Genomic DNA, 15,062 nt, shown 5'->3' with positions numbered 1-15,062 from the left:
ATCACCTCTTTTCTTTTTTTTAAAAATAAAAACCTAGACATTAATGACTAGATTTCACCGCTTTCAAGATATTTTAATAACAATATGCCTTTTATTACCTGAACACTGAGATTCAATAATAACCTTATCAAATTTTTTTAATTCATTATGAATAATTCTTTGCTGATTATTAGGCATTTGTAATAATGTAATATCATTCTTAGTAAGAAATACTTTTTTAGCAGTGCTTTTTGCTAAATTAATTAAATTACTTACTTTCTTGTGTCTTTGAAAATAATCATTAAAATCAACTTTAACAATATAACAACGATGAAACTTACTTGATAAATAACAATTTTAGATAAATTTTGTAAGAAACTTAATACATAACCATTTTTACCAATTAATAACGCATTATTATCACAATTAATAATAACTTTAATCGTTTCATAGTTAATTTGTGAAATTTTAATATCAATATCATTAAAGTCTAACTCTGTTAAAAGTCTTTGTAAAACATTAACTAAATAGGTTTTAACATCATTCATATTATATATTAAGGGGAGAAATCACTTGTTTTTTTAAAAATGTTTTAATTTCTTCTTTAATAAATAAAATAATAGACTTGGTACATAATGGTATGGCAATCCTTTTTAGGACACTTTTTATGTAGACTGACTACTGACTGCCACTGCTATTTTCTAAATTCAACGGGTGTTAAATAATTTAAGCTGCCGTGAATTCAAATATTGTTATATTAATTAACAAAATCAAATAGTTCGCATTTTAATTGTGTTAAATTTTCAAATTTTTTATCCTTAATAAATTCCGTTTTAAAGGTTTTGTAAGTTTTTTCAGCCACAGCATTATCACAAGAACAACCTTTATTGCTTAATGATCTTTTAATATTAAAGATTATTAAAATTTCATCAATGATTTTATTTTTGAACTCATTACCACAATCGGTATGAAATAAAGTTATTTGCTTTAATAGTCGTGTTATTTTATGAAAAGCTTGTTGAACTAGTTCAGCGGTTTTGTTTGCCCTGCCCCAGCACTCAGCACTATATCCAATTATTTCGCGATTAAACAAGTTAATTAATAAGCAAATATAATGTCATTTTCCTCCAACTTGCACATATGTTAAATCACTAACAACAACTTCATTAAGTTTTTTGTCATTAAATTCATGATTTAAAACATTACTAATTTGGGCATTATTAGTTGTTGTTTTGTGATTACGATATTTTAATTTGGTTTATTTAGAAACCAAATTATTTTTGATCATAATGCATCTGATTTTTCGCTGCGATAAGATGATATCTTTTCTTATTAAAACAGCTTTAATTTTATGAGCCCCATAAATTTTGCGACTTTTATTAAATGCACCGATAACTTCTTGTTCATAATTATTAACATAATACTTAACACAATTATTAGTTTGATAATAATATGTTGATTTTTCTATTTTTAATATTTGACACATTTTTAGCACGGAATATTTTTCTTTATTATTGTTAATAATTCCTATTTTTTGCCAATTATCAGTGCTGTTTGCTTTAAAATGTCATTTTCCATTCGTAATTGTTGGTTTTCTTTTCGTAAGTAAATTAATTAATTTTCTTCGATAGTACGATTATCTTTCATTTTAAATGATCCAGAATTATTAAAATTTTCAATTCACTGATACACGGCTGATTTTGAAACCCCGTATTCATTAATAATTTCAATAATGCTTTTCTCGTTTTGATAAAGCATGACAATTTGTTTTTTAAATTCATCTTTATATGAATTTTTGCCCAATTTTTATATTCCTGCTTTCTTAATAATTTTATCTTATTTTGAAAGTCCGCATAAATATGGTCTATGGTCCAACTTATTTTAACCCATCCATAACCTTTAATTTTATCTACCACTTTCATAAAAGTTTTATATTTTATGACTATTAGACTATAAAATTCATTTTCGTCTTTGTATTTATCTAACATTTATTCTTCGCCTAGGAAATAATATTATCAAAATAGTAGATAAAATTAAAGGTTATATACCAAATCTAATATAAAAATGGGGTTTATTTTGTTAATCAATAAAAGTTTTTAAATCTTCACGTTTCTTAAATACTTTTTGTTCCATTTAATTCAACTCTAACTTTATTTTTTCTTTTTATATTTAGCATTCTTATTTATATAATGAAATAAAACTGTTTGTCCAATTTGCAATGCACCAGAAAAAATTCAATATATTGCAACCCCTGAACCAATTGTAAAAACCAATAACATAAACACCCCCATCATAATTAACTGTGTAATTAATTGTTTCTTTTGCGCTACTTTCGATTCTTTAGTAAAAGCTTTTTTCTTAGCACGATTTAAATACATTGGTAATAGCATTGAAATAATTTGAATTGGTAAATAAACAAAAACAATTGCTAAATATGCTCAATCTCCTGCTTTTAATCCTTCTCAAGGCGTTATTGTAAAAGAAATTGCTCCAAACTCTTGCTCTTTCAAAATTCTCATGGAACGAACAACCATAAACATAGCATATAAGAATGGCATTGATAAAAATAAACTTGCAAATGATGCTAACGGCTTAACACCTTCTTTTTTATATAATCCCATTAATTCTAATTGCATTTTTTGTCTTGCTTGTGGATCAGACGAACCTTTATATTTTGCTTGAATCTCGCCTTGTTTTAATTGAATCGCTTGCATTTTTTCTTGATTTTTTTGTGATTTTCAAGAAAAAGCTAAAGTAATTAATTTAATTATTAAAGCGGTAACAAACATTGCCCCAATTGCTGCGGCCGCCGTTGACTCAGCAGCAATTCCACCACTAAAACCTTTTAATAATAATCATAATAATGTTGCAATTGGGTAAACAAATAAACCAAAAAATGGTGATTTAGTAACTGTTCAAGCTTCACCTCAACTAGAAATACCATTAAAAGGTAATTCTTCCTCACCATTTATAAAATGTGTCTTACTACCATCGCCAGGGAAAAGTAATTCAAAATAAGTACCAAATATTGAACCTGCACCATTAGTTTTTCCACTCGTTGACACATTAGAGTCAAACATCTGTCCACAGCCTCATAAAAAGGTAACAATAAAAAAAGTATAAATGAAAATTTTACCAAATTTTCAAACTTGTTTTCAATATGAAGTTCGTTGCTTATCAGGTGTAAATAAATATTTTTTATAGTCCATAATTTTTCTCCATTATTTAATAATCTTTTTTAATAAAATATCTAAAAGATTTTGATTTTTACTATATTCTTGTTTTAAATAAGGCGATCTTACTAAAATAATAATATCCTTATTATTATTTTTTAAACATCAAACCTTTTGTAACATTGAACGAACTTGGCGACGAATCCGATTACGATTAACAGCATTAGCATTTTTTTTACTAACTGATATTCCAAAACGACAATGATCTAATGAATTATTTGCATAATAAATAACAAACGAATTATTATGAATTTTTTGCTTTTCATTAATAATTCTTTGAAAATCATAATTCTTTTTTAAACGAAATTTCTTTTGCAAAGTCTATTTAAATCCTTTTATACTGTTAACTTAGCGCGTTGTTTTCTTCGTCGATTTTGTAAAACTTTTCTTCCTGCAACTGTTGCCATTCTTGAACGAAAACCATGAACTTTTTTTGTCTTTTCTTTTGATGGTTGGTAGGTTCTTTTCATTGTCATTCTCCTCTTCAAAAATAAGTTACTGTTTTTAAACTAAAATAAAAAAGCTTTAAAAAAGTAATTATATTCCCAATTAATTTTACAGACATATACTTATTAAGTCAAATTAAAAAATGGTCGGGTCGCGTTTAGTTTTCTTAGGTATTTTTTAAAAAAGAAAAAATAATCATTTACTATAAATTGGGATTGTACAATTAACTTTGTCTCTAAGTAATTAACTTAAATTCACTCTGCTCTGTCTTCAAATTTTATCATTAAGTGTGAAATTGCATTATCCCAATTTTGAATTGGCATTGTTCATTTTTTAGTCATATTTTGAAATGCTAAATAGCATATTTTAAAAACTGATAAATTATTAGGAAAAATCTTTTTATTTTTAACGACTTTTCTTAATTGACTATTAACAGACTACTCTATTGTATTAGTTGTATAAATAATTCTTCTAAATTCTTGAGGATATTCAAGAAAAATTATTAAATTATCTCAGTTATTTTTTCATGATTTAGCAATTTGGGGGTATTTTTTTGGGCCTGCCCAAAATTCTGTGTCTCGATAATTCATTCTGAATTATACTTAAAAGAAAAAGAACAGAAAATAACAAAAAAAGTAAAAAAACCTGATGCAATTGATAAAGTTGTTGATTATTTTTTAGAAAATATTGATAATCCACAAGATTTATTTAAAAGTAATAATATTTTTCAGGAATTTACCAAAAAATTAAATGAACGAATGTTAAATGCAGAAATTAAAGATCATCTCGAAACTGATGAGAATCATAATAAAAGAAATGGCAACACACAAAAAACCATTATTACTAAAAATGGTTCAATCGTAATTGATGTACCAAGAGATCGAAATAGTACTTTTGAACCAATAATTATTCCAAAAAGACAAAGAAAATTTGATAATTTTGATCAAAAAGTAATTTCCTTATATGCAAAAGGAATGACAATTTCTGATATCAAAGCACAATTGCAAGAATTCTATCACGGAGCAGAAATTTCAGAAAGTTTAATTAGTCAAATAACTGATGATATTATTGAAGAAGTTAAAATGTGACAAACTAAACATTTAGAGAAGATTTATCTGATTGTTTATTTTGATTGTATTGTTGTTAAAGTAAAACAAGATAAACGAATAATAAATAAAAAAGTTTATCTTGCCTTAGGAATTAATATAAATTGGCTTAAAAGATATTTTAGGAATGTGAATTAGCGAGAATGAGGGAGCCAAATTTTGACTTAATAATCCTTCTTACGTTACGGAAATGAAAAATTGTGGCTTACAAGATATTCTTGTTGCTTGTAGTGATAATTTAACTGGGATGTCTGATGAAATAGAAGCTGTTTTTCCAAAAACACAACATCAATTATGTATTGTTCATCAAATTCGTAATAGTTTAAAATTTGTTCCTGACAAAGATCGTAAACTTGTAGCTAATGATTTAAAATCAATTTATACAGCAATTAATGAAGAAATAGCGTTAGTTGCTTTAGATCATTTTTCAGAAAAATGAAATAAAAAGTATCCACAAATTACTAAATCATGAAAAAATAACTAAGATAATTTAATAATTTTTCTTGAATATCCTCAAGAATTTAGAAGAATTATTTATATAACTAATGCAATAGAGTCTGTTAATAGTCAATTAAGAAAAGTCGTTAAAAATAAAAAGATCTTTCCTAATGATTTATCAGTTTTTAAAATATGCTATTTAGCATTTCAAAATATGACTAAAAAATGAACAATGCCAATTCAAAATCGGGGGCAGCGCTATTTCACATTTAATGATAAAATTTGAGGACAGAGTGAATTTAAGTTAATTACTTAGAGACACAGTTAATTGTACAATCCCAATTTATAGTAAATGATTATTTTTTCTTTTTTAAAAAATACCTAAGAAAACTAAACGCGACCCTTCTTTTATCGCTCGTTAATTACCTTTTATCCCAAAAAATATTTAATCAATGTTGCTGGTAATTCGGAATTATTATTAAGAAGTTATTTTTTTACTTTTGATAAAAAAACGTACCAAGAAAATTATAATGTTGTTAAAAACAACAATAGCATTTATCAGGAAGTTTTGAAATATCATTGGACACTTTACTACTTATATTAATACTTTGATTGAATGTGGTTTTAAAATAATAAATGTTATTGAATCACGGCCTGATAATGAATTATTAAAAACAGTTCCTTTAATGCAAGATGAATTGCGAAGACCTATGATGTTAATAATTTCTGTTAGCAAGTAATTTTCTTGAAATCATTGTTATTTTTTATTACTAAAAATATAAGAAAGTAGTATAATTCTTAATAGGAGTGAAACAATATGGCGCTATTTATTATTAAACATCCTTTAATTGATGATAAGTTAACAAGATTACGAAAAAAAGATATAAATAGTAAGATTTTTAAAGAAAATGTTAATGAAATTACTAGGTTAATGGCTTATGAAGTTTTTCGGGATTTAAAGTTACAAGAAATTTCAATTGAAACGCCAATAGTTGCTGCTACTGGTAAAAAAATTGCTCAAGATATTATTTTTGTTCCAGTTTTAAGAGCTGGTTTAGGAATGGTTGATGGAATGTTGGGGTTGGTTCCTAATGCTAAAATTGGTCATATTGGTATTTATCGTGATGAAAAATCTTTGCAACCTAAGAAGTATTTAGAAAAAAAACCTAATAATGTGAAAAATAGTTATACATTAATTTTAGATCCAATGTTAGCAACCGGCGGCACGGCAATAGCTGCAATTGATATTGTTAAACAGTGAAAAGTATCATATAATATTAAGTTTATTTGTTTATTAGCTGCTCCAGAGGGAATTGAAAAACTGGAAAAAGCGCATCCTGATATTAACATTTATACAGCTGCAGTTGATGAAAAGCTTAATGAAAACGGTTATATTGTTCCGGGTCTTGGTGATGCGGGAGATCGTTATTTTGATACACAGTAGATAGTTATAATGAAAAATATTAATTGGAAATATGAAAAACAAATAATGATTGTTTTTGGGTTGTTAATTTTTATCGGACTATTAGTAACAACAGTTTTTATTTTAATTAATTATTTGTCTTGAAATTTGATTACTGGTTTTGTTACAACAAGTGTTTTTAGTTTATTGAATTATTTTTTGCTAATTTTTTTAACTTCGTATGTTATCCAAATAGGTCAATCAATTAATAAATTAGTAATAGGGTTACTTTTTTTATTGCGAGTATTATTATATTTAATTCCTGTTCTGATTATTGTGCTATTTAATGAATATTTTAATATTTTTAGTAGTATTTTTGGTTTAATACTTGCTTTTATTGCAACTTTAATTGTTAATATGTATAATGCTTTGATAGAAAAGAGGAATTTGAAAAATGAATCTTAAGATGTGTGCAAGTTTTGAATTGTGAGATCAGTGAAAACTTGTTCCGCAAGTAACAACGATTGTTTTAACAACTTTAATTATTAGTATTATCACTTTAATATATTTTTTTAAAGTAAAAAAACTTGATCCTAAAGATGAGCCGCGAGGATTAGTGTTAATTATGGAACTTTGTGTTAAAGGTGTTGAAAATTTAGTTATTAGTATTTTAGGATCGAGTTTTAAATGATTAACATCATATTTTTTATATTTGTTATCATACATTATTGTTGGTAATTTGTTATCAATTGTTGGGTTTGAATCGCAGATGACATCGTATACAACAACATTTGCGATGGGATTAATAACATTTGTGGGGATTTATATTTTTGGAATTAAATTTCAAAGATTAGCTTTTTTTAAACGATATTTAAATCCATTAGAATTATTAACGCAATTTGTGCCATTAGTTTCCATTTCATTTCGACTTTTTGGAAATATTTTAGGTGGCAGCATTATTATGGCGTTGTTATATCAATTTAGTGATTTAATTTTTAGACAAATTCCAGTTATTGGTCAAGTGAATTTTTTAGCAGGATTTTTAGCACCGTTTTTTCATTTTTATTTTGATATTTTTTTTGGTATTATTCAAGCGGTTATTTTTTCAATTTTAACATTAGTTTATTGAAAATTAGAAATTGGTGATGAAAAACCGGTTAGTAAAGAAGGTGCTATTAATACTCGTGAAGCTGATGGATAATTGTTTCATTTAATTCACAAAATATTTAATATAATGTCTAAAAGGAGGGTAAATAGATGATGAGTGTGGAAATAATAAATAGTATTAATACTGTTGGAGCAATTTTGGCTAGTGGTAATGCTTCAGCTTCATGAGGCAAATTTATTGGAGCAGGAATTGCTGTTTTAGGTTGTTTTGGTGCCGGGATTGGTCAAGGTTATGCTGCTGGTAAAGCTGCTGAGGCGGTAGGAAGAAATCCAGAAGCTAATGGTAAGATTAGAACAATGTTAATTATTGGTTGTGCCATTGCAGAAACTGGTGCTATTTATAGTCTTGTTATTGCTTTAATTTTAATATTTGTTACGTAAGGAAAGGAATAAGATTAGATGTTTTTAAGTTATTTAGCAATTTTTTATAAAATTAAACAAGAAAATATTATTAATCAATTATTTCCTAATGTGTGAGTGTTCATTACTCATATTTTGGCAACTGTTGTTTTATTAGTTGTTTTAGGTTTTTTTCTTTATAAACCTTTTAAACAATTAATGCAAAAACGAAGAAGTATTATTAAAGATTTAATTGATGATGCGATTAGGAAACAAACACAAGCAATAAAGTATGAAATAGAAGCTAATTCGTTATTAAAGGATTCTAAAATGCAATCACAACAAATTATTGATGATGCTAAAGCGGAAGCTTTAACGCAAAGACAAGAAATTATTAATCAAGCGAGCATTGAGGCGGGGTTAATTGACGAACAGTCGCAAAGAGATATTTTAAAAGAGCGGATTAAAGCGGAAGAAAACATTCGTCAAGAAATTATTGATGTTGCTTTTAACATGGCACAAAATATTTTGGAAAAAGAGATTGATCGTGAACAAAATGAAGTTTTGATTGATGATTTTATTAAACAATTAGATTAGGAGTTATTTTAATGATTCAAAATTGAGCATTAGCACTACTAAAGCTAGGGAAAGAAGAAAAACAACTTGATATTATGTTAAGGCAATCAATTCATTTAATTAAATTGTTTTTTGAGTATCCACGAATTATTGATATTTTGTCAACACACAATTTAGAAAAACAAAAACAAAAAAAAATTATTGATAAAATTTTTAAAGATAAAGCTAATGATATTTTTGTTAATTTTTTTAAATTATTAATTGATCGTAATAATTTTCGGCAAGTAAGATTAATTCTTAAAGTATTTCGTAATCTGTGCAATGAAAGAGCGAATGTTTTTTATGGAATTGTTTTTTCAACAATAAAATTGCAACAAGAAGCTATTGATAAAATTGAGAAAAAAATTGCGAAAATTTTACAACAAAAAGTGGAATTAGTTAATAAAATTGATCTTAGTCTAATTGCCGGCATAAAAGTAAAAGTTCAAGATCAAGTTTTTGATGGTTCAATAAAAGGGCGATTATTAGCAATGAAACGAAATATTGAAAATAAGTAAGGCGGGTGATATAGATGTCATTTAAAGTAAATGAAATTGCTGATGCAATTAAAAATCAAATTAAACATTATGGTAAAAAAATTGAATTAAGTGAAGAAGGTAGTGTTATTAGTGTCGGTGACGGAATTGCTGTGCTTCATGGATTAGATAAGGCAATGCTAGGTGAGTTATTACTTTTTGATAATGATGTTTATGGGATGGTTTTAAACTTAGAAGAAGATGTTGTCGGCGTTGTTTTAATGGGCGATGATACTTATATTAAGGAAGGCGATGCTGTTAAACGAACAAAACAAGTTGTTGAAACTATTGTTGGTGATGAGTTATTGGGAAGAGTTGTTAATGCCTTAGGACAACCAATTGATGGTAAAGGAGCGATTAAAAGTAAAAAGAAACGACCTGTTGAAAGAATTGCTCCAGGAGTTATGACGCGACAATCAGTTGATGAATCATTGCAAACAGGTATTTTAGTAATTGATGCAATGATTCCTATTGGTAAAGGACAACGAGAATTAATTATTGGTGATCGCCAAACTGGTAAAACCGCAATTGCGATTGATACGATTTTGAATCAACAAGGTAGAGATGTTTATTGTGTTTATGTTGCCATTGGTCAAAAATCTTCTACTGTTGCGCAAGTTGTGGAACGATTAAAACAAACAGAGGCAATGAATTATACTACGATTGTTGCTGCTGGTGCCAGTGAATTGGCACCATTACAATATTTAGCACCGTATACGGGCGTTACTATTGCCGAGGAGTGAATGGAACAAGGTAAAGATGTTTTAATTGTTTATGATGATTTAAGTAAGCATGCGGTTGCATATCGCACAATGGCCTTGTTATTACGAAGACCACCAGGAAGAGAAGCATATCCCGGCGATGTTTTTTACTTGCATTCACGATTATTAGAACGAGCGGCAAGATTAAATAAGGATAATGGTAATGGTTCAATTACAGCATTACCAATTATTGAAACGCAAGCCGGTGATATTTCAGCATATATTCCCACCAATGTTATTTCTATTACTGATGGTCAAATTTTTTTAACTAGTCAATTATTTAATTCGGGGATTCGTCCGGCCGTTAATCTTGGACTCTCAGTTTCGCGAGTTGGTAGTGCTGCTCAAATTAAGGCAATTAAACAGGTTGCAGGAACATTAAAATTAGAATTAGCACAATATAATGAATTGCAAGCTTTTACCCAATTCGGTTCTGATTTAGATGAAATGACAAAAAGAGTTTTAGAACACGGACAACGAGCGATTGATATTTTAAAACAAACGCAATATAGTCCATTATCACAAACTAATCAAGCAATTTTGTTATTAGCAATTAATTTACGAAGAATTCAATGAATTCCTTTAGATAAAATTTTATTGTTTAAAGAAAATATTATTAATTATTTTAAAAATAATAAAGAAGCTCATAAGGTATATAAAGAATTAAAAAAAGTTAAAGCCTTTTCTAAAGAGTTAAAAAGTAAAGTTGATACAGAAATTATTAAAGTAGTTTATCATCTAGTTAGTAAAATTGATAAATATGAAATTATTAGTTATGGGACAAAAGAACAATGAGAATTGTTATTGATTCAAGGTAAAATTAAAGTTAAAAAAGATCTTCATTAATAGTTATGCAACAAGATTTTCAGATTAAAAATCGTATTCAAACAATTAATACGATTGGTAAAATTTCTCGTGCTTTGCAATTAGCAGCAACAGCAAAATTGAAAAAAGCTAGCAAAAGAATTCAAGAGATTAGACCATATAGTGAAGAAATGTATGATGTTTTTCATCATATTATTAGCAATACTAATGATTCCATGTATTTACAAAAAGATGATGGTTCACATTTCCGAACAGTATGAATTATTATTAATTCTAATATTAGTCTTTGTGCTGATTATAACTATAATATTCATAAATTAGTAATCTCAGAAATTAAAAAAAGTGATTTATTAATTGTAATTGGTGCTAAAGGGATTAGTTATTATCAAAATCGTGGTTATAATGTCATTAGTAGTTATTCTAATTTAGATTTAAATTTTGAATATCATCAAGCACAAGAAATTGGTTTTCAAGTTTTAAGTCTGCTTAATAATAAAGAAATTGAACGAATTAAATTAGTTTATACAAAATTTATTAATAATATTTTGTTTCAACCAACGACATTGCAATTGTTACCGATTGCTAAAATTAATACTCAGCAAAATTCATTGTTTGAGTTTGAACCGGATGCTCAAACGGTATTAGAAACAACAATTTTATTATATTTAAATACTATTATTTATAGTGCCATTAGTGAATCGCAAGTATCGGAACAAGCATCAAGAAGGTTAGCGATGGAAAATGCTACTAATAATGCTAATGAATTGAAAGATAATTTAACATTGCAATATAATCGTTCTCGTCAAGCTAAAATAACGCAAGAGATTGCGGAAATTATTGCTGCGGCTGATAGTACAAATTAGGAAAGGAGACAATTAGTTATGAAAAAAGTTGAAAAACAAAAGCATAATGAAGGTAAAGTTATTCAAATTTTAGGACCAGTTATTGATATTCGTTTTTCGCATAACAATTTACCTAATTTGTATAATGCTGTGGAAATTGATAATAATGGTGAAAAGTTAGTTGTTGAAGTGATGCAAGCATTAGGCGATGATATTGTGAGAACAATTTCAATGGGACCAACAGAAGGATTAACTAGAGGTTTAAAAGCGATAGATACTGGGAAAGCAATTATGGTTCCTGTAGGGAAAGAAACTTTAGGAAGAATTTTCAATGTTTTAGGTGAGCCGTTAGATGGTTCAATAACTCCTAAAGGAACGCGAAGAATGCCAATTCATCGTATTGCTCCGAGTTATGAAGAACAAAGCACAACAGAGGAAATTTTAGAGACGGGAATAAAAGTTATTGATTTGTTAGTTCCTTATGCTCGGGGTGGTAAGATTGGTCTTTTTGGTGGGGCTGGTGTTGGTAAAACGGTTTTGGTGCAAGAATTAATTAATAACATTGCTAAAGAACATGGCGGGATTTCTGTTTTTACTGGCGTTGGTGAACGGACTCGCGAGGGGAATGATTTATATTATGAAATGATTGAAGCTAATGTTATTAATAAAACGGCATTAGTTTTTGGGCAAATGAATGAACCTCCGGGAGCAAGAATGCGAGTGGCATTAACAGGATTAACGATGTCTGAGTATTTTCGTGATGAGCAAAATCAAGATGTGTTATTGTTTATTGATAATATTTTTCGCTTTACGCAGGCCGGAAGTGAAGTTTCGGCTTTATTGGGAAGAATGCCTTCAGCAGCGGGTTATCAACCAACTTTAGCAACAGAAATGGGAGCTTTACAAGAAAGAATTACTTCAACAAAAAAAGGTTCAATTACATCGGTACAAGCAATTTATGTTCCCGCTGATGATTTAACTGATCCGGCGCCAGCAACTACTTTTAGTCATTTAGATGCTAGAACGGTATTAGATCGTAGTATCGCGGCTTTAGGGATTTATCCAGCGATTGATCCTTTAAATTCTTCTTCACGACTATTAGATCCAGAAGTTGTTGGTCAAGAACATTATCAAGTTGCTAGAAAAGTGCAACAAATTTTACAAAGATTTAAAGAATTACAAGATATTATTGCAATTTTGGGAATTGAAGAATTATCAGATGAAGATAAATTGCTTGTTAATCGCGCTAGAAAGATTCGTAATTTTTTATCACAGTCATTTTCGGTTGCTGAAAAATTTACGGGAATGAAAGGTAATTTTGTTCCGATATCAAAAACGATTCAAAGTTTTAAAGAAATATTAGCTGGTAAACACGATAAATTGCCAGAACAAGCATTTTTGTTTGTTGGTAGCATTGAAGAAGCGATTACTAAGGCTAAAGAATTAACAGAGGGTTAAAATCAATGGCGATAAAACTAAAAATTATAACACCATTAGGAATTTTCTTTGATGATGTCGTTGAAATTATAACTGTTAAAACTACAGAGGGCTATATCGGAATTTTAGAACAACATATTCCTATTGTTGCTAATTTGGAAATAGCACAAATGTTTGTTAAACAACATAAAAAAACTTATAAATTACTTATTTCTTCAGGAATATTATATTCAACAAAGAAAGAAGTTAAAATTTTAACTGATTATATTGAATATGATGATAAAGCGAAAGATCATTTATTACAGTTAGCAAAAGATCGTCATACTAATATGACTAATTTTTAGTAGAAGGGAGTTTATTTATGGATACGGTGCTATCAATTCATTTAATTAAAATTGCGATTTATTTAATTGCTTTTTTGTTTTCTAGTTTGGGAACTAGTTCTATATTATGAAATAGCATTTTAAATCCCAAAAAACCTCGTGAGGCTTTGCTGTTTTATTTTCTCATTACCTTTGCACTAACGTATTTGGTGGGTAGTTTGTTTATTGCTTTTCTAGGGATTGAATTGTGAATGAAATAGTAATTAATTAAAATACCCAACATTGTATAATGTTAGGTATTTTTGTTTAGAGACATTATTATTTTTCTAGGAGTATTATTTTTTCCATATCAGCAATGGCGACATAAGGTAAGTTACGGAGTTTTTCTTGATAATCAAGACCATAACCAACAAGAAACTCTTGGGGTGCTTGAAAACCGGTTCAATCAGCGTTAAGTTCAACCTTTCTTCCTTTAGTTTTGTCTAGTAATGTCACCATTTTTACCGTTTTAGCTCCTTTTAAAAATAAATATTCTTTGATGATTAGTAAACTGGCACCACTTTCAATGATGTCTTCAATAATTAAAATATCACGATTAGTAATATCTTGGTTAATGTCCATTATAATTTGTGGTGTGCTACTAGCTTCGGTTCCGCCGCGGAAAGAAGCAATCGCCATAAAGTCAATTTCACATTCAATTGTTAAGTGACTAATAAATTCAGCTAAAAAGGGAATACATCCTTTAAGAATTCCTAAAAGAATAATTGTTGAGTCATTAGATTGATAGTATTTACTAATTTCTAATGCTAACGCCTTAGTGCGTTCAATAATTTGTTGCCGGGTAAATAAAATTTCTTTGACCAGAGGATGTTTTTTCATTAATAGCTCCTTATTTTTTAAATATGCTAATATTTTAATGTTTTTTTATTTATTTTAGTAGTTTTTTAACTATTTTTTAATTTTCTTTTTTGAATAATTTTCAAAGAACAAATTTTAACACCTTACCTTATAAAATAAAAAGACAATCATTGCTGAATGTCTTAATACTTATTCAAATGTTTTTTTCCTACCTAACAAAACTTTATGCGTCCATGTGATACGTCACTTTCAATACTACAACCGATATTTTATTCTAAATTTTGATGATGAATACCATACCATGCTTATTGTTTTTGAAATAATTACTCGCCTTTCTTAAATTTATTTTAATATCTTTATTTAATTCATTTTTAGCAACATTACGAATGTTTTTGATTAATTCTTGATGATTTCCATCCTTATATAATTCAATTCAATTATTTAGTGTTGCTTTGCGATTTTCAAAAATAATATTAAATGCAGTTTGTTTTAATTTTTTAATAGCGCGATAACCATCTAAAATATATCTAACATTACCAAAACTATTGGCAATTTCTCTAATTCAAGCATCACCATCACCACAAACAATTATTTTGTCATAATTAATATTTACATAATGTTTTTGCAATTCTTTAATCAATAAATCACGATAATCCATCGTATTTATTCGTTTACCAACTTTTAACATTAGAAAATGACCTCGTTTGTTTTCTAATTCTCTGCGAGCATTTTTGTATTTTTTTTCTTTATGTCC

Annotated in this window: 17 protein-coding genes and 3 pseudogenes; 11 read left to right on the top strand and 9 right to left on the bottom strand. The window is 27.8% G+C overall.

Going from position 1 to position 15,062, the window contains the following annotated elements; genetic code table 4:
* Window positions 1–33: 33 nt before the first annotated feature.
* From AACK93_RS08235 to AACK93_RS08230, 7 genes and pseudogenes are all read right to left on the bottom strand, one after another.
* Entirely contained in the window at window positions 34–237 is a 204-nt protein-coding gene (locus AACK93_RS08235) for a R3H domain-containing nucleic acid-binding protein (protein WP_422398198.1), read from the bottom strand.
* Window positions 238–251: 14 nt separating this feature from the next.
* Entirely contained in the window at window positions 252–527 is a 276-nt protein-coding gene (locus tag AACK93_RS07660; protein ID WP_339024442.1) for a hypothetical protein, read from the bottom strand.
* A 212-nt stretch (window positions 528–739) separates the two neighbouring features.
* Window positions 740–1,737: pseudogene (locus tag AACK93_RS07655) on the bottom strand (IS3 family transposase); the annotation flags it as partial.
* Between the two features lie 392 nt (window positions 1,738–2,129).
* A complete protein-coding gene (gene yidC, locus AACK93_RS07650) occupies window positions 2,130–3,059 on the bottom strand; it encodes a membrane protein insertase YidC (protein ID WP_339024441.1) in 930 nt (309 codons plus the stop codon).
* 141 nt (window positions 3,060–3,200) lie between these two features.
* A complete protein-coding gene (gene rnpA, locus AACK93_RS07645) occupies window positions 3,201–3,530 on the bottom strand; it encodes a ribonuclease P protein component (RefSeq protein WP_339024439.1) in 330 nt (109 codons plus the stop codon).
* A gap of 17 nt (window positions 3,531–3,547) precedes the next feature.
* The gene (rpmH, locus tag AACK93_RS07640) at window positions 3,548–3,682 is read right to left on the bottom strand and encodes a 50S ribosomal protein L34 (protein ID WP_215826699.1); all 135 of its coding nucleotides are present in this window, start codon (window positions 3,680–3,682) and stop codon (window positions 3,548–3,550) included.
* 225 nt (window positions 3,683–3,907) lie between these two features.
* Window positions 3,908–4,213 (bottom strand): annotated as a pseudogene (locus AACK93_RS08230) (transposase); the annotation flags it as partial.
* A 69-nt stretch (window positions 4,214–4,282) separates the two neighbouring features.
* Here AACK93_RS08230 and AACK93_RS07635 point away from each other — a divergent pair.
* The 11 genes and pseudogenes from AACK93_RS07635 to AACK93_RS07585 all read left to right on the top strand — a co-directional run bounded on the left by AACK93_RS07635 (window position 4,283) and on the right by AACK93_RS07585 (window position 13,471).
* A pseudogene (locus tag AACK93_RS07635) lies at window positions 4,283–5,511 on the top strand (IS256 family transposase).
* A 509-nt stretch (window positions 5,512–6,020) separates the two neighbouring features.
* Window positions 6,021–6,647, top strand: a complete 627-nt coding sequence (upp, locus tag AACK93_RS07630; protein ID WP_339024437.1) for a uracil phosphoribosyltransferase — start codon at window positions 6,021–6,023, stop codon at window positions 6,645–6,647.
* A 9-nt stretch (window positions 6,648–6,656) separates the two neighbouring features.
* A complete protein-coding gene (locus AACK93_RS07625; RefSeq protein WP_339024436.1) occupies window positions 6,657–7,070 on the top strand; it encodes an MG406 family protein in 414 nt (137 codons plus the stop codon).
* 1 nt (window position 7,071) lies between these two features.
* The gene (locus AACK93_RS07620) at window positions 7,072–7,806 is read left to right on the top strand and encodes a F0F1 ATP synthase subunit A (protein ID WP_339024435.1); all 735 of its coding nucleotides are present in this window, start codon (window positions 7,072–7,074) and stop codon (window positions 7,804–7,806) included.
* A gap of 56 nt (window positions 7,807–7,862) precedes the next feature.
* The gene (atpE, locus tag AACK93_RS07615) at window positions 7,863–8,153 is read left to right on the top strand and encodes an ATP synthase F0 subunit C (protein ID WP_339024433.1); all 291 of its coding nucleotides are present in this window, start codon (window positions 7,863–7,865) and stop codon (window positions 8,151–8,153) included.
* A gap of 18 nt (window positions 8,154–8,171) precedes the next feature.
* Window positions 8,172–8,708, top strand: coding sequence for a F0F1 ATP synthase subunit B (atpF, locus tag AACK93_RS07610; protein WP_339024431.1), 537 nt, complete (start codon window positions 8,172–8,174; stop codon window positions 8,706–8,708).
* A gap of 11 nt (window positions 8,709–8,719) precedes the next feature.
* On the top strand, window positions 8,720–9,244 hold the full coding sequence (locus AACK93_RS07605) for a F0F1 ATP synthase subunit delta (RefSeq protein WP_339024430.1): 525 nt from the start codon (window positions 8,720–8,722) through the stop codon (window positions 9,242–9,244).
* Between the two features lie 14 nt (window positions 9,245–9,258).
* Window positions 9,259–10,869 (top strand): F0F1 ATP synthase subunit alpha, encoded by a 1,611-nt coding sequence (atpA, locus tag AACK93_RS07600; protein WP_339024428.1) that lies wholly within the window; start codon window positions 9,259–9,261, stop codon window positions 10,867–10,869.
* A gap of 5 nt (window positions 10,870–10,874) precedes the next feature.
* The gene (atpG, locus tag AACK93_RS07595) at window positions 10,875–11,711 is read left to right on the top strand and encodes an ATP synthase F1 subunit gamma (protein ID WP_339024427.1); all 837 of its coding nucleotides are present in this window, start codon (window positions 10,875–10,877) and stop codon (window positions 11,709–11,711) included.
* 18 nt (window positions 11,712–11,729) lie between these two features.
* On the top strand, window positions 11,730–13,148 hold the full coding sequence (atpD, locus tag AACK93_RS07590) for a F0F1 ATP synthase subunit beta (RefSeq protein WP_339024426.1): 1,419 nt from the start codon (window positions 11,730–11,732) through the stop codon (window positions 13,146–13,148).
* 5 nt (window positions 13,149–13,153) lie between these two features.
* Window positions 13,154–13,471: a F0F1 ATP synthase subunit epsilon gene (locus tag AACK93_RS07585; protein WP_339024425.1), complete on the top strand. Its 318-nt coding sequence runs from the start codon at window positions 13,154–13,156 to the stop codon at window positions 13,469–13,471.
* 297 nt (window positions 13,472–13,768) lie between these two features.
* Here AACK93_RS07585 and hpt read toward each other — a convergent pair whose 3' ends face one another.
* Both hpt and AACK93_RS07575 read right to left on the bottom strand, forming a co-directional pair.
* Window positions 13,769–14,329 (bottom strand): hypoxanthine phosphoribosyltransferase, encoded by a 561-nt coding sequence (gene hpt / locus AACK93_RS07580; RefSeq protein WP_339024424.1) that lies wholly within the window; start codon window positions 14,327–14,329, stop codon window positions 13,769–13,771.
* Between the two features lie 253 nt (window positions 14,330–14,582).
* Window positions 14,583–14,996: a hypothetical protein gene (locus AACK93_RS07575; RefSeq protein WP_339024423.1), complete on the bottom strand. Its 414-nt coding sequence runs from the start codon at window positions 14,994–14,996 to the stop codon at window positions 14,583–14,585.
* Window positions 14,997–15,062 lie beyond the last annotated feature (66 nt).

Source organism: Spiroplasma endosymbiont of Agriotes lineatus (assembly GCF_964019485.1).
In the GTDB taxonomy this organism is placed as follows: Bacteria; Bacillota_I; Bacilli_A; order Mycoplasmatales; family Nriv7; genus Nriv7.
The sequence above is the reverse complement of the archived record's forward strand: the minus strand, read 5'-3'. Positions and strand labels throughout refer to the sequence as shown.